This is a genomic window from Gordonia sp. McavH-238-E (assembly GCF_022348225.1).
Taxonomy (GTDB): domain Bacteria; phylum Actinomycetota; class Actinomycetes; order Mycobacteriales; family Mycobacteriaceae; genus Gordonia; species Gordonia terrae.
Genome location: NZ_JAKRFE010000005.1, coordinates 119980 through 141828 on the forward strand (window position 1 = coordinate 119980; position 21849 = coordinate 141828).

15 protein-coding genes are annotated in these 21849 nt (G+C 67.8%); 2 read left to right on the forward strand and 13 right to left on the reverse strand.

Going from position 1 to position 21849, the window contains the following annotated elements:
- Positions 1-209: 209 nt before the first annotated feature.
- Positions 210-1619 (forward strand): ethanolamine ammonia-lyase subunit EutB, encoded by a 1410-nt coding sequence (locus MHN80_RS08645; RefSeq protein ID WP_239400948.1) that lies wholly within the window; start codon positions 210-212, stop codon positions 1617-1619.
- On the forward strand, positions 1616-2419 hold the full coding sequence (gene eutC, locus MHN80_RS08650) for an ethanolamine ammonia-lyase subunit EutC (protein WP_239400950.1): 804 nt from the start codon (positions 1616-1618) through the stop codon (positions 2417-2419). Before MHN80_RS08645 ends, eutC begins: the two co-directional genes overlap by 4 nt.
- 50 nt (positions 2420-2469) lie before the next feature.
- Here the strand turns inward: eutC and MHN80_RS08655 are convergent, their stop codons facing one another.
- The 13 genes from MHN80_RS08655 to trpC all read right to left on the reverse strand — a co-directional run bounded on the left by MHN80_RS08655 (position 2470) and on the right by trpC (position 21772).
- Entirely contained in the window at positions 2470-2775 is a 306-nt protein-coding gene (locus tag MHN80_RS08655; protein WP_239400952.1) for an SHOCT domain-containing protein, read from the reverse strand.
- A gap of 42 nt (positions 2776-2817) precedes the next feature.
- Positions 2818-3288: a DUF6325 family protein gene (locus MHN80_RS08660; RefSeq protein WP_004019837.1), complete on the reverse strand. Its 471-nt coding sequence runs from the start codon at positions 3286-3288 to the stop codon at positions 2818-2820.
- 49 nt (positions 3289-3337) lie between these two features.
- Positions 3338-5167 carry a long-chain fatty acid--CoA ligase gene (locus MHN80_RS08665; protein WP_239400954.1) on the reverse strand — a complete coding sequence of 610 codons (1830 nt, stop codon included), beginning with the start codon at positions 5165-5167 and terminating at the stop codon, positions 3338-3340.
- 108 nt (positions 5168-5275) lie between these two features.
- Positions 5276-7261, reverse strand: coding sequence for an ABC transporter ATP-binding protein/permease (locus MHN80_RS08670; protein ID WP_239400956.1), 1986 nt, complete (start codon positions 7259-7261; stop codon positions 5276-5278).
- A gap of 220 nt (positions 7262-7481) precedes the next feature.
- A complete protein-coding gene (locus MHN80_RS08675) occupies positions 7482-7988 on the reverse strand; it encodes a hypothetical protein (RefSeq protein WP_004019834.1) in 507 nt (168 codons plus the stop codon).
- Between the two features lie 24 nt (positions 7989-8012).
- A complete protein-coding gene (locus MHN80_RS08680) occupies positions 8013-8891 on the reverse strand; it encodes an acyl-CoA thioesterase II (RefSeq protein ID WP_101819513.1) in 879 nt (292 codons plus the stop codon).
- A 76-nt stretch (positions 8892-8967) separates the two neighbouring features.
- Positions 8968-10392, reverse strand: a complete 1425-nt coding sequence (gene pyk / locus MHN80_RS08685; protein WP_064571845.1) for a pyruvate kinase — start codon at positions 10390-10392, stop codon at positions 8968-8970.
- Positions 10393-10561: 169 nt separating this feature from the next.
- Positions 10562-12067: a glutamate synthase subunit beta gene (locus MHN80_RS08690; RefSeq protein WP_101819511.1), complete on the reverse strand. Its 1506-nt coding sequence runs from the start codon at positions 12065-12067 to the stop codon at positions 10562-10564.
- Positions 12060-16631: a glutamate synthase large subunit gene (gene gltB, locus MHN80_RS08695; protein ID WP_239400958.1), complete on the reverse strand. Its 4572-nt coding sequence runs from the start codon at positions 16629-16631 to the stop codon at positions 12060-12062. Before gltB ends, MHN80_RS08690 begins: the two co-directional genes overlap by 8 nt.
- A 294-nt stretch (positions 16632-16925) precedes the next feature.
- A complete protein-coding gene (gene lgt, locus MHN80_RS08700; RefSeq protein WP_239400960.1) occupies positions 16926-18659 on the reverse strand; it encodes a prolipoprotein diacylglyceryl transferase in 1734 nt (577 codons plus the stop codon).
- A gap of 80 nt (positions 18660-18739) precedes the next feature.
- Positions 18740-19549, reverse strand: a complete 810-nt coding sequence (gene trpA / locus MHN80_RS08705) for a tryptophan synthase subunit alpha (RefSeq protein ID WP_239400962.1) — start codon at positions 19547-19549, stop codon at positions 18740-18742.
- A complete protein-coding gene (trpB, locus tag MHN80_RS08710; protein WP_239400964.1) occupies positions 19546-20892 on the reverse strand; it encodes a tryptophan synthase subunit beta in 1347 nt (448 codons plus the stop codon). The genes trpA and trpB overlap by 4 nt, the downstream gene beginning before the upstream one ends.
- A 61-nt stretch (positions 20893-20953) precedes the next feature.
- Positions 20954-21772: an indole-3-glycerol phosphate synthase TrpC gene (gene trpC / locus MHN80_RS08715; RefSeq protein WP_004019826.1), complete on the reverse strand. Its 819-nt coding sequence runs from the start codon at positions 21770-21772 to the stop codon at positions 20954-20956.
- Between the last annotated feature and the right edge of the window lie 77 nt (positions 21773-21849).

The window sequence follows — 21849 nt, forward strand, 5'->3', positions numbered from 1 at the left end:
CCACGGCGCGTTCCACACGGCGGATCTCACCGCGTGAGGAACGCGCCGGGCCCGGAGGCCCACCGGTCCGTCATCGCCGTCCCCGACCCGCTGCGGCGGTCGAGGCGCGCCGACGGCCCCGTCCGCGTTCGGCGTGCGCCTCTTCGACACCGAACCTAGACTTCGGGGACCATGATGCGCGACCACGTCCCTGGGGGCCGGAGTATTCGATGAGGTACCACCAGACCATCGCCGGCACCACCCATGAGTTCGACGGCCTCGTCGAGCTGATGGCGAAGGCGACGCCGCGCCGGTCGGGAGACGAGCTCGCCGGTTGCGCCGCGGAGTCCGATGCCGAACGAGCAGCTGCCGCATGGCAACTCGCTGACGTACCGCTGAGCCGGTTCCTCGACGAACCCCTGGTGCCGTATGAATCCGACGAGGTGACCCGACTCATCGTGGACACCCATGACCGGGCCGCGTTCGCCGAGATCGCCCACCTGACTGTCGGCGGGTTCCGGGACTGGCTGTTGGAGATCGCCCCACGCGCCGACGCCGCCGACCGGCTCTCCCGGATCGCCCCCGGACTGACGCCGGAGATGGTCGCAGCAGCGTCGAAGATCATGCGGAACCAGGACCTGATCCTGGTGGCCGCCGCGGCGAGGGTGACGTCGGCCTTCCGCACCACCATCGGGCTGCCCGGCCGGATCGCCACGCGCCTGCAACCCAACCACCCCACCGACGATCCCCGGGGTATCGCCGCGGCCACCCTCGACGGGCTCTTGATGGGATGTGGCGACGCGGTCATCGGGATCAACCCCGCGTCGGACTCACCGCGAGCGACCGCGGACCTGCTCCACATGCTCGACGACATCCGGCAGCGTTTCGAGATCCCGATGCAATCGTGTGTGCTCTCCCATGTCACGACCACCGTCGACCTCATCGAGCAGGGTGTACCCGTCGACCTCGTGTTCCAGTCGATCGCGGGTACCGAGGGCGCCAACAAGGGATTCGGGGTGACGCTGGACATCCTGCGCGACGCCGACGAGGCGGCACGATCACTGCGTCGCGGAACCGTGGGCGACAACGTGATGTACCTGGAAACCGGTCAGGGATCGGCACTCTCGGCCGGCGCGCACCTCGGCGTCGGCGGCAAACCGGTCGACCAGCAGACCCTGGAGAGCCGCGCGTATGCGGTGGCTCGCGTGCTGAAACCACTGCTGATCAACACCGTCGTCGGGTTCATCGGTCCCGAATACCTCTACGACGGCAAACAGATCATCCGTGCCGGACTCGAAGATCACTTCTGCGGCAAGCTGCTCGGGCTCCCGATGGGCGTCGACGTCTGCTACACCAACCATGCCGAAGCCGACCAGGACGACATGGACACGCTCCTCACGTTGCTCGGCGTCGCCGGGGCCGCGTTCGTCATCGCCGTGCCCGGGGCGGATGATGTGATGCTCGGCTATCAGAGCCTGTCGTTCCACGACGCGCTCTATGTGCGTGAGGCACTACACCTTCGGCCCGCTCCCGAGTTCGAGTCGTGGCTGGCCCGACTCGGCATGACCGATGGCGACGGTCGGGTTCTACCGGTGGAACCCGGCGAGTCTCCCCTGCTACCGCTGACGGCCGGGCGATGACCGCGGACCGGCCCGCATCCGCCGACAAGGCGCAGCACCCCGACCCGTGGGCCGAGCTGCGCCGGACGACCCAAGCTCGTATCGGACTCGGCCGCGCGGGCAATTCGCTTCCGTCGCGGCGGGTCCTCGAATTCCAGGCCGCCCATGCACTTGCGCGCGACGCCGTGCACGAACCGCTCGACGTCGACGAGTTCGCCCGTGGCATCGGCGAACTCGATCTCGATGCCCCGATCGTGGTCACCAGTCGGGCGGCGACACGCAGCGAGTACCTGCGCCGGCCGGATCTGGGCCGGTTACCCGACGACCTCTCGCAGGTGCCGCGCGCCGACACCGAGATCGGGATCGTGCTGGCCGACGGACTGTCGCCGCGGGCTCTCGCCGACCACGGCCACGGCCTCGTCGCGGCCCTGCTGCGACAGTTCGACGGCCGCTACTCCATCGCGCCGCCGGTCATCGCGACCGAGGCACGCGTCGCCCTCGGCGACCACATCGGCGAGGCCCTCGGCGTCACCACCCTCATCGTGATCATCGGCGAACGTCCCGGCCTGTCGGTCGCCGACAGCCTGGGGATCTACCTCACCCATCTCCCCCGGCCGGGGCGGGCCGACTCGGATCGCAACTGCATCTCCAACATCCACCCACCCGACGGCCTGCAGTACGACGTCGCGGCGCGGACGACTGCTGCACTCATCGACGGCGCCCGCCGACTCGGACGATCCGGGGTCGCACTGAAAGACATGTCGCGCACGGACGCCCTCGAGCAGATCGACGACGCGGAGGCACTCACGCACGAGTCGTGAGTGCCCCTGGGGTGGCCGCGAACCTGCTTCCCACTGGGCAGCGGCGAACTTCAGGTCCCCAGGATCTTCGCCTTCTGCGCGGCGAACTCGGCCTCGGTGAGGATGCCCTGCTGGTAGAGCGCGGCGAGCTCCTTGAGCGCCGAGATCGTGTCCGTCGGGCTCGGCGTGGGCGCTTGCTGGGGCGGTTGTTGCGGCGGCTGGGAGTACTGGGGCTGGGCATACTGCTGCTGCGGGTCCTGTGCGGCACCTTGTTGTGCCCACCGGCTGGCCTGGCGACGGGACACCCGGTTGCTCACCGCTGTCGCGGTGCCGGAAATGACCGCGGTGCGGGCGACACCGCGAAGAAGTCCTGGCATGTTCTGTCCTCTCGAGATTCAGGTCGGTTGTCGAGGTGGCGGTTACGCGGTCGGCGCGGCCGGGGTCGCCGCGTCGGCGGCATCGAGTTGGGCGAGCAAGGCGTTCACCGGTATCCGTCCCGAAGCGACGAGCTGTCCACCCCCTTTTCGGACGGCCGTGGCGAACGGAGCAGCCCATGCGTTCTCCCACACGAGGACCGCCGCGCTCGACCCCGGATCGATCACCGTGGCCGCCTCCGCGAGGTCGGAATCGTCGAGCAAGGAGGTCGCCGCGCCGTCGAAGATCGCGAAATCCGCGCCGAGGGAGTTGATCTCGAGCCGGGCAACCGTTCCGTCGGCGTCCTTGGTGATGAAGACGATGTCGATCAGCCGCACGATCCCGCGGTCGATCAGATCGATCAGATGTGGAAGTGCCTCACCAGTCGGCTGCTTGCCCGTCCACTCGACCACGATGTAGTCGATGGGTCCGAGTTCGCGATCGGCCGTCTGGTCGACACCTGCTTGGTCGTCCAATTCCTTCTCCCTGTCTCATGCCGGCGATGTGACCTCATCGAGGCCCCGATCACGACCGCAGGTCGACCACCGACCGTCCGGGTTGCGCCTGATACAGCTCACCGATCTCATTCGCGTACTTTGTCGCAATCGGCTTGCGGCGCAACTTCATCGTCGGGGTGAGCTCGTCGCCGCCGGGGTCCCAGGCGGTCGGCACGATGGTAAATCGCTTGACCTGCTCCACGCGGGACAGTGACTGATTTCCGGCACGAATTGCCACCGCAACCTCGTCCACCACCTCCGGATGTGAGGACAACTCGGTCAGATCGGCGCCGGAGAGATCGAGCTTCTTGGCACGCGCGGCGGCGGCATCCGGATCGAGCACCACGAGCGCCGACACATAGGGCCGGGCGTCGCCGATCGCGGCCACCTGACCGATGAGCGACGACGCCGCCTTCATCGCGTTCTCGATGTTCGTGGGCGACATGTTCTTTCCCGACTCATTGATCATGAGTTCTTTCTTGCGGTCCACGATGGTGACATTCCCGTCGTCGTCGATCGTCGCGATGTCACCCGTCGACAGCCATCCGTCGGCATCGATGGTCTCGGCGGTCTTGTCGGGCTGTTTGCGATAACCGCGCATCACCACCGGCCCCCGGACGAGGAGTTCACCGTCGTCGGCGAGTTTCACCTCCATGCCGCGTACCGGAGTGCCGACGGTACCTATCCGGAGATTGTCGCTGGTCGTCATCGTCGAGACGCCGGTTGTCTCCGACATCCCCCAGACCTCGAGCACCGGGATACCGAGTCCCAGGAAGAATGTCAGGACCTCGGGCGGAATCGCGGCGGCACCCGAGCCGGCGAAGGAGACCTGATCCAGCCCCAGTGCGGTGCGGACCTTGTGCAACACCAGACGGTCCGCGAGGCCGTGCGCGAGGCCACCCGATCTCTTGCCCTCGACCCGAGCCTGCGCCGTCGACGCCCCGACCCCGAACGCCCAGCCCGCGAGCGCCTTCTTCACCGGACTGGACTCCTCGGCCAGCTTGGCCTCGATGCCCGCGCGGATCTTCTGCCACACCCTCGGCACGCCGAAGAAGAAGGTCGGGTGCACGTCGGGAAGTGCGGCGGCGATCTCGCGGGGATCGGGCACAGTGGTGATCTGGATACCGCGCATCATGTTGGCCGCGTGCGACGACACCCGGTCGGCGATGTGCGCCGCGGGCAGGTACGAGATGGCACGGTCGTCGAAACCCGCCTGCACGATCTCGGCGAGCGCAGCCATCTCGGCGACGATGTTGCGATGGGTGATCTCGACACCCTTGGGCGGACCTGTGGTTCCCGAGGTGTAGATCAGGGTGGCCAGGTCGTCGGGCTGCACCGCCTGCCACGACGCGGTGAAGTCGAAACCCTCCGGTGCCGGCGTCTGTTCGACGTCGGCGAGTGAGACGGCACCCGTGGCCACTCCGTCGACGACGACCGTCGTGGACACCGCGGTGTTCGCTGCGGTGAGCACCGGGAGGAACACCTGCTCGGTGACGACGACGGAGTTCTCCGCGTTCCCGAAGAGATACTCGATCTGTTCCGGCGAACTCGTGTTGTAGATCGAGAACGGAATCGCGCCGAGGTGGAGCGCGGCGGCGTCCACCAGATGGAACTCCGGACGGTTGGTCAGCATGATCCCGACGGTGTCGCCGCGCTTGACGCCCAACGCCGCGAGACCCCCGGCGATGGCCTCCACCCGGCGCGCGTACTCGTCCCAGGTGATCTCCTGCAACCCGCCGACGGTGCGGAGCGCGATGGCGTCGGGGCGCACGGTGATCGTCTGCTGGAACGCGGCGGGAAGCGTCGCGACGGCGACGCCGGTCTGGTGGAGAAACGTGATGGTCTCTGCAGCGGTCATGACAGTCCTCGACTTGCCGGAGTGATGTGTCGTACGTCACAGTAGCGAGTGAGGACGGGTGTCACGACCGGTTCCGCCGAACGGTAACCGGTTGGCAAAAAATCCAGATCAGGACTGTTTGTCGAGCGAAGGACCGTCTGTCAGCGACTCCAGGTTCCAGCCTCCGCCGCCGGTCAGTTCGAGCAGGTCGGTGTGATGCTGATCGGTCGTGCTCCGGTGACTGACCGAGACCAGGATCGTCTCCGGCAACTCCGTGCGGATCAGCGAGTACAGCGAGAACTCCAGACCCTCGTCGACCGCCGAGGTCGCCTCGTCCATGAACACGGCCTGCGGACGGGTGAGCAGGATACGAGCGAACGCGACGCGCTGCTGCTCGCCCGGCGAGAGCACCTTGACCCAGTCCTCCTCGTCGTGGAGCCGGCCGACGAGGTGCGGGAGGAACACCTTCTCCAGCGCCGCCTTGATGGCCTCGTCCCCGACGTCGTCGGGTAGCGCCGGGTAGGCGACCGCGGTCCGCAGGTCCCCCAGCGGGATGTAGGGCATCTGCGACAGGAACAGAGTGTGTTCGCCTGGCGGGCGGGCGAACTCGCCATCGATGAACGGCCACAATCCGGCCAGGCCGCGAAGCAACGTGGTCTTGCCCGACCCCGACCGTCCCTTGACGACGAGGGCTGCGCCGGGGGCCAGCGAGAGGCTGAGCGCGCTGATGAGTTCGTCGCCGCTCGGGGTCTTGATGTCGATGTCCGACAGCGCAACGGCGCGTTCCCGATCCACGGTCGTCACCTCGGGCAGGTCACGCGAGCGCGAATCGGCGTCGGCGAGACCGTCGAGACGGATGATCGATGCACGCAGCGCCGTGAAGTCGTCGTAGGCGTTCCGGAAGAACGATAGGGCATCGTGCATCTCTCCGAAAGCGGATGCGGTCTGCGTCATGTCGCCGAGTTTGATCTGACCGTCGAAGAAGCGAGGCGCCTGGACCAGATAGGGGAACACCGCTGCCAGTTGCGACGCGCTGAAGTTCCAGCCGACGAAGGCCAACTGCACATGGATGATCTGCCAGAAGTTCTTGACGACCGCACGGAATCTGGTCATCAGATTGTTGTGTTCGACGCGCTCGCCGCTGTAGAAGGCGACGTTCTCGGCACCGTCACGGATGCGGACCAGGGCGTAGCGGAAGTTCGCGGTGAGGCGCTCGCGCCAGAAGTTCAGGCGGATCAGCGGACGTCCGATGGCGAACGCGACAACGCTGGCGACGAGGACGTAGACCAGCACCAGCCACATCATCATCCGCGGGATCTCGACACCGAGCAGGGTGACCGGACCGGACAGGTCCCACAGGACGATCGAGAACGACACGATCGAGGCGCACGCGGGCAGCACACCGTTGGTCGACACACCACCACCGCCCCAGAACAGCGACGAGCCGACGGATGCCAGATTCGTGATGTCCGCCTCGATACGTTGATCGGGGTTGTCGACGCCGGGGTGGATGTCGGCGGCCCGGCGCCGCGGTTCGGCTTTGCCGCGTCCGAAACGTCTGCGCCGCAACAACCCTGCGCTGAGGTCCACGAAACGGTTGCGGTAGAAGGCGCGGCCGGCCATCCAGTCGGCGGTGGCGCCCTCGGTCAGCCAGTAGCGCAGGCGGATGTCGAACGCCGCGCCCACGTAGATCTCGACCATCGTGCGGACGACGTGGACCGCGGCGAGGATGCCGAAGATCGCCATCGAATGCCAGAACGCATCCTCGCCGATCCGGAGCATCTCGGCACCCTGCGGCCCGCCCGCGGCGATCCCCTCCGCCGCGGTCTGCAGGGACGTGTACAGATCGTTGCTCCAGTAGCTGAACAGCACGCTGAGGCGCACCCCCAGCAGCGACAAGAGCGTGAGCGCGACGACGAGCCCCCACGCCTTCAACCGGGTCGCCCGGCCGGTGAAGAACCCGCCGATCACCCGCCACAGGGGCGCACCCCACCGGCTGAACCGGGAGAGCAGATATCCGATCACGAGGACCGCCACGGCGGAGATCGCGAACGCGATGGCCAACCATTTCAGACTGGCCCACACCTCGTTGCCCCAGTCGATGCTGTACTCCACGCACTCTCCTCGCTACGGACGCCACGACGGGCATCCCGGTTCACCATCGCCGATCGGTGTCATCGAGGTTCCGGCCGCCGCAACGGGTTCGGGAACTCCGATGATGATCCGGCGCAGTTTAACCCGCCGTTCACCCGGTGTCCGGACAACCGCACGGGCGTCTCGCGGAGCGGTGTCGGCGGACGCGCGGATTGTCGGGTTTCGTCCGCGATCCGGTGTCTCAGCCGAGTGGCCGGAGGACCGCGCCCTGCTGGAGGGCGGCGGTCGAGATCGATTCCGAGAAACGATCGTCGGCGTCCCCGACGGTCACCACATAACCGGCGTCGGTGTACTCGACACCGCTCACCTCGAAGGTGAGCCGGCAACCGTCGTCGGCCCGGAGGAACACCGACAGCGTGGTCGTGGCCACCTGGCCGCCGGCGGCGTCGTAGAGGAGGACCGGCGCGCCGCGGGCCAGCGTGCCCCCACCCGGCACCGCGGCGACCTCGGTCGAACAGTCCGCGACCACCCCGCCCTTGGCCGTGAACACCGGCGTCGTCAGGAGGCCGGCGATGACTGCGACTCCCACGATGACCGCGAAGACGATCATCGCGATCGAGGTCGTGACGATGACCGGAACCCGCGTGCGCCGCTGCCACGTCCGCCGCGGCAGCGCCGGACCGGGGTCGAGCCACATCTCGTGGGCGGCTCGGTGTGGCGGTTCGGCGGTGGTTCTCCCCTGGTCCATCAGCTCCCCCTCAGACCTGCAGGGTCACTTCTTGGGCGGGAAGTACTTGATGAGCGCCTCCTGCACGACCGATGTCGCGAGAGTGCCGTCGCGCATCCAGAATCGACCCGAGCCCATTCCGCGTGACCCGGTGGCGACCGGCGACCGGGTCGCGTAGAGCAGCCAGTCGTCGAACCGGAACTCGCGGTGGAACCACATCGAGTGATTGACGGTCGCGGCGAACAACCGATCCATGCCCCAGGAGAGGCCGTGAGTGGTGATGATCGAGTCGAGCACCGTGGTGTCCGAGGCGTAACACATTGCGGCGACGTGCATCACGGGGTCGTCGGGCATCGTGCCGTCGGCCTTCATCCACACCCGGTTGTCGGTCAGCTTCTCCCCCGCGTCCTTCGCCTTCCAGCTCGGATCGTTGGCGAAGCGGATGTCGATGGGGTGCAACGCATTCACAAAGGTGGCGATGCGGTCTTCGTAACCCTTGAAATGCTCACCGAGAGTGGGCAATTCCTCCGGATACGGCACGTTCGGGATCTCCACCGCGTGTTCGAGCCCGGACGTGTTGTCCTGGAACGCGACCAGCATCGTGAAGATCTCTTCGCCGTCCTGCTTCGCCGTCACCTGGCGATTGGCGAACGACCTCCCGTCGCGGAACCGATCGACGTGATACTCCATCGGTTTGGTGACGTCACCGCCGCGGATGAAGTGCGCGTGCAGGGCGTGGATGGGCGGGTTGCCGCGGCTCAGGCTGCGCGCCGCCGCGACAACCCCCTGTCCGAGCAACTGCCCGCCGAACGTCCTGGCGGTGACCTGTTCGGGATGGTGCCCGATGAACAGGTCGTCGCCCTGACGTTCGACGTCGAGCAACGCGAGCAGTTTGCCGAGATCGCCAGCCTGTTCCACGGTCATGCCTCACACCCTAATGGTGTGTCTCGAACTCGGCCGCGACGGCGTCGTGCACCGCCCCGAGCCGGAGCGGACGACCTCAGTGGTCCTGCTCGCCGATCCGGTGCACGTGGATGAGGTTGGTCGAACCGACCGTCCCGGGCGGTGCGCCGGCGACGATCACCACGACATCGCCCTCGCTGAGGCGGCCGATCCGGAGCAACTGATGGTCGACCTGGTCGATCATGTGATCGGTCGTGTCGACGTGGTCGACGATGAACGTCTCGGTGCCCCAGCTCAGCGCGAGCTGACTGCGTACCGCCTGCGTGGGGGTGAATGCCAGCAACGGCAGACGCGAGTGCAGACGTGCCAGCCGACGCACTGTGTCACCGGACTGGGTGAACGCCACCAGCGCCTTGACCTCGAGGCGCTCGCCGATGTCGCGCGCCGCGTAGGAGATGACGCCGCGCTTGGTGCGCGGCACATGGGACAGCGGCGGAACGTCGCGGGGGCCGGACTCGACCGCGCGGCAGATGCGGTCCATGGTGCGGACCGTTTCCAGCGGGTACTTGCCCACCGACGTCTCCCCCGACAGCATGACCGCGTCGGCGCCGTCGAGGACCGCGTTGGCCACGTCGGATGCCTCGGCGCGGGTCGGACGCGAGTTCTCGATCATCGAGTCGAGCATCTGCGTTGCGACGATGACCGGCTTGGCGTTCTCGCGAGCCATCTGGATGGCCCGCTTCTGCACCAGTGGTACCTGCTCGAGCGGCAGCTCGACGCCCAGGTCGCCACGGGCGACCATGATCGCGTCGAAGGCGAGGACGATCGCCTCGAGGTTCTCGATGGCCTCGGGCTTCTCGAGTTTCGCGATGACCGGGACCCGGCGGCCCACGCGATCCATCACCTCGTGGACCAGTTCGATGTCGGACGGACTGCGCACGAAGGACAGCGCGACCATGTCCACGCCGAGCCCCAGCGCGAATTCGAGATCGGCGATGTCCTTCTCCGACATCGCGGGCACCGAGACACTCATCCCGGGAAGCGAGAGTCCCTTGTTGTTGCTGACCGGTCCACCCTCGGTCACGGTGCACACGACATCGTTGCCCTCGACCGCGGACACCGCGAGACCGACCTTGCCGTCGTCGACGAGCAGCCGATCTCCGGGGCTCGCGTCCTCGGCGAGCTGCTTGTAGGTGGTCGAGACCCGATCATGGTCGCCCACCACGTCCTCGACGGTGATGCGCACCTGTTCGCCGGTCTCCCAGACGGTCGAGCCGTCGCAGCCGTCGAAACGGCCGAGCCGGATCTTGGGTCCCTGGAGATCGGCCAGGACGCCGACGGCCTTCTCGGTCGTGTCCGACGCCTTGCGGACGCGCGCATAGACGGCCGCATGGTCCTCATGCGTACCGTGGCTGAAATTCATCCGGGCCACGTCCATGCCGCTTTCGACGAGCTCTTTCAGACGCTCGTCGCTCGCGGTGGCCGGGCCCAGGGTGCAAACGATCTTGGTTCGGCGTGTCACAAGAACACCTTAGTCCTCCTCGAGGGTGCATCTCCATGTCGCCGTCGACTCGTCATCGGCCCGCCACCAACTGTTACCGCTGGTGGCGGGCCGCTACCGCCGAGTATGAAATTTACTTAACTTGTTGCGGCCGCGCGTGTTCGGCGGAGACCGCGGGGCGCCAGGGCGATCAGCGGACGGACAGCGGCAGGGATGCCGGCCGGACCGGTGAGGGCAGATCCGATTCGCCGACGAGGAACTCGTCCACCGCACGCGCGGTCGACCGGCCCTCCGCGATCGCCCACACCACCAGCGAGGCGCCGCGGTGGGCGTCACCGCAGACGAAGACGCCCGGTGCGTCGGTCTGCCAGTCACTCCCGCACGAGATGACGCCGCGCCGGTTCGGTTCGATCTCCAGTCCGGTCAGCAGCGGGCCGCCGCGCACGCCGGCGAAGCCGATCGCGAACAACGCCAGCTCACAAGGGATCTCGAATTCCTCACTCACCGGCGTGATCTCCCGGCGACCGTCGGCGTCCCGGATCACCTCCACCTCGGCGAGCACCATGGTCGTGACGTTGCCTGCGTCGTCACCCTCGAACCGTTGCACCGCGACCTGGTGCAACCGATCTCCGCCCTCGTCGTGCGCGCTGGAGGTCCGCATGATGAGCGGCCAGGTCGGCCACGGCGACCGTTCGTCGTCGCGCTCCCCGGGCAGTTCTGGGTTGTAATCGAGTTGCACGACCGAGGCCGCACCCTGGCGGTGCGCCGTACCCAGACAGTCGGCTCCGGTGTCGCCGCCGCCGATGATCACGACGTGCTTGCCCGCCGCGGTGATGGCCGCCGGGCCGTCGCCCTCGCACTCCTTGTTGGCGGGCACGAGATGCTCCATGGCGAGGTGGATGCCGTTCAGTTCCCGACCCGGCACCGGGTTGTCGCGCGCCTCCATCGCACCGATGGCCAGGACCACCGCGTCGTGGGTCGCGCGCAGGTCGGCGACCGACAGGTCCGTCCCCACGTCGCAGTTGGTCACGAACGTCGTTCCCTCCGCGCGCATCTGGGCGATGCGCCGGTCGATGTCGGACTTCTGCAGCTTGTACTCCGGGATGCCGTACCGCAGCAACCCACCGAGACGGTCGTCGCGCTCGTAGACGGTGACATCGTGGCCGGCCCGGGTGAGCTGTTGTGCCGCAGCGAGTCCCGCCGGGCCGGACCCGACGACCCCCACCGACTTGCCGGTGGTGGACTCGGGACGCTCGGGCCCGATGATGCCCTCGGCCCACGATTCGTAGGCGATCGTCTTCTCGATGCGCTTGATGGTCACGCTGCCGCCGGTGGCCGGTTCGGAGATCGACAGCACGCATGCGGCCTCGCACGGCGCGGGGCACACCATCCCGGTGAACTCCGGGAAGTTGTTGGTCGCGTGGAGCCTGCTGCTCGCCGCATCCCACCGGCCGCGACGGACCAGGTCATTCCACTCCGGGATGAGGTTGCCGAGCGGGCACCCGGCGGTTCCGGAGTGGCAGAACGGGATACCGCAGTCCATACAGCGGCGGGCCTGCCCGCTGACCTCCTCGAGAACCTTGATCGGGTTGTCGGCGTGCTCGTAGACGTCGTCCCAGTCGTGGACCCGTTCGGCGACGGGCCGGTACTTCGCTTCTTTCTTCGGGACTTCCAGGAATCCGCGCGGATCAGCCACGTGCCGCCTCCATGATCGCTGAATCGACGTCGCGTCCTTCGGCTTCGGCCATCCGGGCCGCGTCGAGGACACGCTTGTAATCGGTGGGCATCACCTTGGTGAACGCGAGGCAGCGTCGGGGCCAGTCGGCCAGGATCGACGCGCCGATCGCGGAACCGGTCAGTTCGGTGTGCGTCGCGACGGTGCGCTTGAGCCAGGCCAGGTCCTCCGGGTCGGGACGCAGGAGTTCGACCATGGCCATGTTCACCTTCGCCTGATCGAGATCGTGCACGAACGCGATACCACCGGACATGCCCGCCGCGAGGTTCCGTCCGGTCGGCCCGAGGACCACCACCCGGCCGCCGGTCATGTACTCGCAGGCGTGATCGCCCACCCCTTCGACGACGGCCGTCGCACCGGAGTTGCGTACCGAGAACCGTTCACCCACACGGCCTCTGAGGTACACCTCACCCGATGTCGCACCGTAGAGGATCGTGTTGCCGGCGATGACCTGGTCTTCGGCGACGAACAGCGCATCGGGGTTCGGGGCGACGATGATCTTGCCGCCGCACAGCCCCTTCCCGACGTAGTCGTTGGTGTCACCGGTCAACCGGATCGTGACGCCGGGCGGCAGGAATGCACCCAGCGACTGTCCGGCCGAGCCCTGGAGCCGAACCGTGATCGTGTCATCGGCGAGGCCGTCGGCCCCGTACCGACGCGTGACCTCCGAACCGAGAAGCGTGCCGACCGTCCGGTTCACGTTGCGCACCGGTAGTTCCAGGGTCACCGGGTGCGCGTCCTCGAGTGCGCCCTCGGCGAGCTGGATCAGGGTCTGGTCGAGCGCACGGTCGAGGCCGTGTTCCTGGCCCCGCACCCGACGGCTCGGACCCTTGTCCGCCACCTTGCGGAAGATCGGGCTCAAGTCGAGGCCCGCGGACTTCCAATGCGCCACCGCGGTGTCGGTATGCAGTCGCTGTGACTGCCCGATCGCATCGTCGAGAGTGCGATAGCCCAACCGCGCCAGGTACTCCCGGACGTCTTCGGCGATGAACCGGAAAAAGTTCACCAGGTGGTCCACCTGTCCGGTGAACCGCGACCGGAGCTGCGGATTCTGTGTCGCGACGCCGACGGGGCACGTGTCCAGGTGGCACACACGCATCATGATGCACCCCGCGACGATCAGGGGCGCGGTGGAGAAGCCGTACTCCTCGGCTCCGAGCAGGGCCGCGGTGATGACGTCGCGGCCGGTGCGCAGCGCACCGTCGCACTGCACCGTGATGCGGTCGCGCAGGCCGTTGAGCATCAACGTCTGCTGGGCGTCGGCGAGGCCGATCTCCCACGGCGTACCGGCGTGCTTCAGGGAGGTGAGGGGCGATGCGCCGGTCCCGCCGTCGTGCCCGGAGATCAGGACCACATCGGCGTGCGCCTTCGACACCCCGGTCGCGACCGTCCCCACACCGACCGCGCTGACGAGCTTCACGTGGATGCGCGCCTGCGAGTTCGCGTTCTTCAGGTCGTGGATCAGTTGTGCGAGATCCTCGATCGAGTAGATGTCGTGGTGCGGCGGTGGCGAGATCAACGCCACACCCGGCGTCGAGTGCCGGGTCTTGGCGATCCACGGATACACCTTGTAGGCCGGGAGTTGTCCGCCTTCACCGGGTTTGGCTCCCTGCGCCATCTTGATCTGGATGTCGGTGGCGTTGATCAGATAGTCACTCGTCACGCCGAACCGGCCGGATGCGACCTGTTTGACCGCACTGCGTCGTTCGGGATCGTAGAGACGATCCACGTCCTCGCCGCCCTCCCCCGAGTTCGAGCGGCCGCCGATCCTGTTCATCGCCATCGCGATGGTCTCGTGCGCCTCCGCGGAAATCGACCCGTAGCTCATCGCGCCGGTGTTGAAGCGCTTCATGATCTCCTCGACCGGCTCCACCTCGTCGAGCGGGATCGGTTCGCACGCATCGAGATCGAACTCGAACAGTCCGCGGAGGGTGCCACCCTCGCGCGAAAGCCGATCGACCTCGTCGGAGTACTTCCGGAAGATCTCGGCCCGGCCGGTCTTGGTGGCGTGCTGCAGCAGGAAGATGGTCTCGGGCGAGAAGAGGTGGAGCTCGCCCTCACGGCGGTACTGGTATTCGCCGCCGACCTCCAGCCGACGGTAGACCTGCTCGGTGGGATTCTCCGGGAAGGCCCGGTGGTGGCGGATACGCACCTCCTCGGCCAGTTCGTCGAGTCCGACGCCCTCGATGCGCGAGACCGTCCGGGTGAAGTACTCCCGCACCACCTCCGACGACAATCCCACGGCCTCGAAAGCCTGTGCGGCGGTGTAGGAGCTGATGGTCGAGATGCCCATCTTGCTCATCACCTTCAGCACTCCCTTGCCGAGCGCCTCGAGATAGTTGCCGATCGCCTTGGCGCGTGTCACGCCGGTCAGCTCGCCCTCGGCGATCAGGTCCTCGATCGTCTCCAGCGCGAGGTAGGGGTTGACCGCGGCCGCACCGAACCCGATGAGGGTGGCGATGTGGTGGACCTCGCGGGCGTCGCCCGACTCCACCACCAGCGCGACCCTGGTGCGCTCCTTGGTACGCACCAGGTGGTGGTGCACGGCCGAGGTGGCCAGCAGCGACGGGATGGGGGCGTGCTCGGAGTCGGTCAGCCGATCCGAGATCACCAGGGTCGTGTGTCCCTCGGCGATCGCCTGACTGGCCCGCCGGCGCAGATCCTCGAGGGCCGCCGCGAGACCCGCGCCTCCTTCGGACACCTCGTACAGTGCACGGAGCACCTTCGCCGACAGACCGGGATTGTCGCCGTCGTCGTCGATGTGCACGAGCTTGGCCAGTTCGGCGTTGTCCAGCACCGGCCAGTGCACCATGATCTGGCGGCACGACGCCGCGGTCGGCCGGAGCAGGTTCTGCTCCGGACCCATCACGCGACTCATCGACGTGACGATCTCCTCGCGGATCGCATCCAGCGGCGGATTGGTGACCTGGGCGAACAGCTCGACGAAGTAGTCGTAGAGCAGCCGGGACCGCTGCGACAGGACCGCGACCGGGGTGTCGGTGCCCATCGACCCGAGCGGTTCGTAACCCGACGCCGCCATCGGGGTCAGGAGCACGCGCAGGTCTTCCTCGGTGTAGCCGAAGGAGATCTGACGGCGGACGACGGTGTCGTGGTTGGGCTGGAAGACGGGCCGATCGGGCAGCGTCGCGATGTCGAGGAGCCCGGCGTGCAACCACTCGTCGTAGGCCTCGGCGTTCATCAGCTCACTCTTGAGCTCCTCATCGGGGATGATCCGACCCTGTGCGGTGTCGACGAGGAACATGCGACCGGGTTCGAGGCGGCCCTTGCTGATCACCTCGTCCACCGGGACGTCCAGGACACCGGATTCGGACGCGAGGATGACGCGGCCGTCGCGTGTCTGCCACCACCGGCCGGGGCGCAGGCCGTTGCGGTCGAGCACCGCGCCGACGACCGTGCCGTCGGTGAAGGTGACGCACGCCGGTCCGTCCCACGCCTCCATCAGCGATGCGTTGAACTGCAGGAACGCCCGACGACGGGGGTCCATGTCCGGCACGTTCTCCCACGCTTCGGGAACCATCATCATCACCGCGTGGTGGACGTCGCGGCCACCGAGGTGCAGCAGTTCCAGGACCTCGTCCAACGATGCCGAGTCGGAGGCCTCGGGGGTGCAGATCGGGAACGCGCGCTTGAGATCTCCCGGGATCAGGTCGGTCTCGAGGAGGGCCTCGCGGGCCCGCATCCGATTCCGGTTGCCGCGCACGGTGTTGATCTCGCCGTTGTGCGCCACGAACCGGAAGGGATGCGCGAGCGGCCACGACGGGAAGGTGTTGGTGGAGAAACGCGAGTGGACGATGGCGATCGCGCTGAGGCAGCGGTCATCTCGCAGATCCTCGTAATACAGCGGCAGCTGCATCGTGGTGAGCATGCCCTTGTAGACCATCGTGCGACTCGACAGCGACGGGAAGTACAGGCCGGTACCCGCCTCCTCGATGTCCGCGGTCACCCGTTCGGCCTGCTTGCGGAACGGGTAGATGTATCGATCGAGGGCCAGCCCGGCGATCCGTTCGGCACCGGGGGCCGGGTCGACGGTGACGAACAGCTGCATCATGTACGGCATGCATGCGACGGCGGTCCCGCCGACGTCGGCGTGTTCGTGGTCCACGGGGAGATCACGCCAGCCCAGGACGGTGATGCCCTCGTCGGCGGCGAGGGTCTCGACCCGATCGATCGCGGCCCGGCGGAGGTCGGGGTCCATCGGCAGGAAACACGTGCCCGCGGCGTAGCTGTTCGAGCCGTCCGCGGCGGCGTCCGGAAGGTCGAAGTCGACGGTGTCACGCAGCAACTCGTCGGGCAGCTGGATCAGGATCCCCGCGCCGTCGCCGCTGTTGGTCTCCGCGCCGGCCGCACCGCGGTGCTCGAGGTTCTCCAGGGCGAGCAGACCATCGGCCACGATCGAATGCGAACGGCGGCCGTGGATGTCGGTGACCATGGCCACGCCGCAGGAGTCGATCTCGGTCTCCGGGTCGTACAGACCCTGCTTGACCGGGAGCGCAGAAAACAGCATCACTACCTCCACTCGAACCGGCGACCGGTTCGCTGCTGAGTGTCCATTGGGACAGCACTGGCCCGTGGAGCATTGCGCGGTGGACGAGTGACCGTGCCGAGATCGGTACCGGGCTGAGTCAGAACCGTTGAGCTGATCGCGTGCTCTGGGACGGTCGGTACCGGGCGGAGGGATCGCGCACCGTGAGATTCCGATCCTAGCCGAACACCCCGGGAGGAGTCGTCGGCCGAGACCTGTGACGAAGGCGACCACGGCCACGAGGTCCCCGGATCGGACCGTGGCAGGGTCGAGGGTTCAGGACCTGGCCCCGCCGGAGGTGCCGGGATCCGCGTCGTTCGGGGTGTCCACCGGGTCGACGGAATCCGTCTCGTCCGGCGCGTTCGTCGCCGAGTCGGCGCCGGCCTCGTCGACGGTGCCGGGCTCCGCGGCCGGCTCGTCATCGCCGACCGGGTCATCGCCGGCCGGGTCATCGCCGGTCGGCTCGTCATCGCCGGCCGGGTCGTCTGCCACGGCGGAGTCGGAAGCGGCGTCGGTGGCGTCGTCGTCGGTGGCGGGGTTGTCGGGTGCGTCGGCGTTGTCGGTGGCGGTGTTGTCGGGTGCGTCGGCGTTGTCGGTGGCGTCGTCGTCGGGGGCGGTGGTCTCGGCAGCGCCGGATCCATCGGTATCCGATTCGTCCGCCGCGGTATCCGGCGAGGCCGCTGCCTCCGACACCTCGGTCTCCGGCTCCGCTGCGTCCGACACCTCGGACTCCGGCTCCGCTGCGTCCGACACCTCGGACTCCGGCTCCGCTGCGTCCGACACCTCGGACTCCGGCTCCGCGGTGTCCGCAGCCGGTGCGGATTCCTCGGGCTCCGACTCGGTCGCGTCCGGCCCTGCCGCATCGGACGCGGCTTCAGCGGACACCGTGTCATCGCTGTCATCGCTGTCATCGGCGGTGTCGCCCGCGACGACCTCGTCGACGGCCACCGGGGTTCCGGCGGATCGGTCCGGACCGTCGGCCTCGAACAGCGACGACCCCGACGCACTCGCTGCGGCCCCGCCGGCAACGACGGCCGGCGTGGTCTCCGGTTCGGCGTCCTCGTCGTACCAGTCGTCGACGTACCCGGCCACGCCCTGCTCCGCGAGTTCGGCGGCACGGTCGTCGTTGTACATCTCCAGTCCCTGTTCGCGTCCCTTGGGCGCGACCACGAAGTAGATGACGGCGGCGAGGAACACCAGCGCCGCGGTGAACAGGTTCGGCCGGATGCCCGCGATGTCGTTGGCGACAGCGGCTCGGTCGTCGCGGAGCAGTTCCACGAAGAACCGGCCGAGGCAGTAGCCCGCGACGTACAGCGCGAACAGCCGGCCGTGTCCGATGCGGAAGTACCGGTCGACGACCACGAGCAGGACGACGATGAGAACGTTCCACAGCAGCTCGTAGAGGAAGGTCGGGTGGACGACGGCGACCACGACCCCGTTGGAGACGCCGTCGATCAGCCCGGGGTCGGAGTACCCGGCGGCGTTCTGACGTTCGTAGATCTCGAGACCCCACGGCAGGGTGGTCTCGCGACCGTAGAGCTCCTGGTTGAAGTAGTTGCCGACTCGACCGATGGCCTGCGCCAACAGGATCGGCGGTGCGATGGCGTCGCCGAAGGCGGGCAGGCGGATTCCGCGGCGACGAGCGCCGATCCACGCACCGACCGCACCGAGCGCGACCGCACCCCAGATACCGAGACCGCCGTCCCAGATCTTCAGGGCGTCGATCGGTTCCTTGAGGGCGTCGGCGCCGAAATACGTCTTCCAGTCGGTGATGAGGTGATAGAGCCGGCCACCGACGAGACCGAACGGCACGGCCCAGATCGCGACGTCGAGAACCTCGCCGTCCTGGCCACCGCGCGCCATCCACCGGCGGTTGCCCCACCAGACCGCGACGATGATGCCGACGATGATGCAGAGCGCATACGCGCGGAGCGGAAAGGGGCCGATGTCCCACACGCCCTGGGGCGGACTGGGGAGGTAGGCCAGCATCGTCGAGGTCGGCGCGATCACGCTGCCACCCTAACCGACCGGCCGCACCGCTCCCCTCGTCGACCGCACCCGCCGGGGCCGATCAGGAGCGAGAGCTCGGATCAGACCGTCGCGCGACGCGAGCGGACGCCCTCGGCCAGTTCGGCGACCAGGGAGGCCAGCCGGTCCTGGCCGGCGTTCGCCGCGGTCACCAACGCCGACCCGACGATCACACCGTCGGCGTAGGAAGCGATCTGCGCCGCCTGCTCACGGTTGCGCACGCCGAGTCCGACACCGATCGGGATGTCGGAGTACTCGCGAACCCGGCCACACAGCTCGGGGGCCATGTCCGACACCGCATCCCGCGCGCCGGTCACGCCCATCGTGGACGCCGCGTAGACGAAACCGCGAGATGCGTCGACGGTGAGGGCGATGCGCTCGGTCGTCGACGACGGCGCGACCAGATAGATGCGATCGAGACCGTGCCGATCGGCGGCCTCGTGCCACTGCGCACCCTCTTCGGGGATCAGGTTCGGGGTGATCAGCCCCGCGCCGCCGGCCGCTGCCAGATCGCGGGCGAAGTTCTCGACGCCGTACTTGAGGACCGGGTTCCAGTAGCTCATCACCACTGCGTTGCCACCGGCGGAGGTGATGGCCTCGACCGCGGTGAACACGTCGCGGACGCGCACGCCGTTGGTCAGCGCCTGGTCGGCGGCATCCTGGATGGTCGGGCCGTCCATCACCGGGTCGGAGTAGGGCACCCCGACCTCGATGATGTCGCAACCGGCGTCGACCATGGTCCGGAACGAGGTCAGCGACTCCTCGACCGTCGGGAAACCGACCGGGAGATAGCCGATCAGCGCACTGCGACCCTCCTCGCGGCATCGGTCGAACACGGGGCCGAGCTTCGACGGGATCGACTGGGTGCTCATGCCTGCTCTCCGGGTTTCTGGACGTCCGACGACTCCGACAGGGTGGCCTCGTCCTGCGACGGCGGGGCGTCGAATAATCCGAACCAGCGTGCGGCGGTGTCCACGTCCTTGTCGCCGCGGCCGGAGAGGCTGACGACGATGATCGCGCCCTCCCCCAGCTCCTGCCCGAGTTTCAGTGCGCCGGCGACCGCATGGGCCGATTCCACCGCGGGGATGATGCCCTCGCGGCGGCTGAGCAGCGCGAGCGCGTCCATCGCCTCGGTGTCGGTGATCGGCCGGTACTCCGCGCGTCCGGTGTCCTTGAGGTAAGCGTGCTCCGGACCGACGCCCGGATAGTCCAGACCCGCCGAGATCGAATGGGATTCGATGGTCTGTCCGTCCTCGTCCTGCAACAGATACGAGTAGGCGCCCTGGAAAGCGCCGGGGGTTCCGCCGGTGAATGTCGCAGCGTGACGGCCGGTCTCGACGCCGTCGCCGGCCGCCTCGAAACCGACGAGCCGGACACTCTGGTCGTCGATGAACGGATGGAAGATGCCGATCGCGTTGGAACCGCCACCGACACAAGCGGTCACCGCGTCGGGCAGGCGTCCGGCCTTCTCCAGGATCTGAACACGGGCCTCGAGCCCGACGATGCGCTGCAGATCGCGCACCATGACCGGGAACGGGTGCGGCCCGGCTGCGGTGCCGAAGCAGTAATACGTGTTGTGCGCGTTGGTGACCCAGTCACGCATGGCCTCGTTGATCGCGTCCTTCAGGGTCGCCGAGCCGTTGTCGACGGCGATCACCTCGGCGCCGAGGAGACGCATGCGGGCGACGTTGAGCGCCTGCCGGTCCGTGTCGACCCGGCCCATGTAGATCACGCACTCGAGGCCGAGGAGCGCGCACGCGGTGGCGGTGGCGACCCCGTGCTGGCCCGCACCGGTCTCGGCGATGATGCGGTGTTTGCCCATCCGCTGGGCCAGGAGTGCTTGTCCGAGAACGTTGTTGATCTTGTGTGAACCGGTGTGGTTCAGGTCCTCGCGCTTGAGGAAGATGCGCGCCCCGCCCGCGAACTCGGACAACCGCTGCGCCTCGTACAGCGGAGACGGACGTCCGGCGTAATCGCGCTGCAAACGGTCGAGTTCGGCGAGGAAATCGTCGTCGGCACGGACCTTCTGGAACGTGGTGGTGACCTCGTCGATGACGGCCATCAACGCCTCGGGGACATGGCGACCGCCGTACACGCCGAAGTGCCCGTGCTCGTCGGGTTCGATGGACGTCCGGGTCGTCAGTCCCACGCTCGCGGTGGGCAGCGACGCGGCCCCGGCGGCATCGGTACGGGCGGAATCAGGATGAGCGGTCACTTCAACTCACAGACGATCGGGCCGACAGATCACGCGGACCGACTTCGGCCCGGACGCATTGTCAGCGAACAGGTTTCGGGCACGAGGGGTGAGTGCCCGCGGTGACGAGCTCACGGACCGCGGCACGCGGGTCACCACTCGTGACGAGACCTTCACCGACGAGTACCGCATCCGCGCCGGCACCGGCGTACGCCAGCAGATCGGCGGTGCCGCGCACACCCGACTCGGCGATGCGGATGGTCTCGGTCGGCAGACCGGGCGCGATACGCGAGAACGTGTCGCGCTCGACCTGCAGGGTCTTGAGATTGCGTGCGTTGACGCCGACGACCGAGGCCCCGGCTTCGAGAGCGCGGCTGGCCTCTTCCTCGGTGTGCACCTCGACGAGTGCGGTCATACCCAAACTCTCGGTGCGGTCGAGGAGCGAGGCGAGCACGTTCTGCTCGAGGGCGGCGACGATCAGCAGGATGACATCGGCTCCGTGGGCGCGGGCCTCGTGGATCTGATAGGTGCCGACGATGAAGTCCTTGCGCAGGACCGGGATGTCCACGGCCGCGCGAACGGCGTCGAGGTCGGCGAGCGAACCACGGAACCGGCGCTCCTCGGTGAGCACGCTGATGATGCGTGCACCACCCTCTTCGTATGCGCGGGCGAGTTCGGCTGGGTCGCCGATGCTGGCGAGCTCGCCCTTCGACGGGCTCGCGCGCTTGACCTCGGCGATGACACCGATGCCGGGCTGGCGCAGCGCCGCCAGCGCATCCTTGGGTGCGGGAGCCTTGGCCGAGGCCGCCTTGACCGACGCGAAGTCGACCACGGCCTCACGAGCCGCGACGTCGGCTTTCACTCCCTCGATGATCGATTCGAGAACGTTGGGCACGCTCACAGCGACTTGCTCCCTTCTCTCTCGACGTGTGATCTCAGGGTAGACGGGCGGTCCGGGCCGGGTTCGGCCGGGTTGGC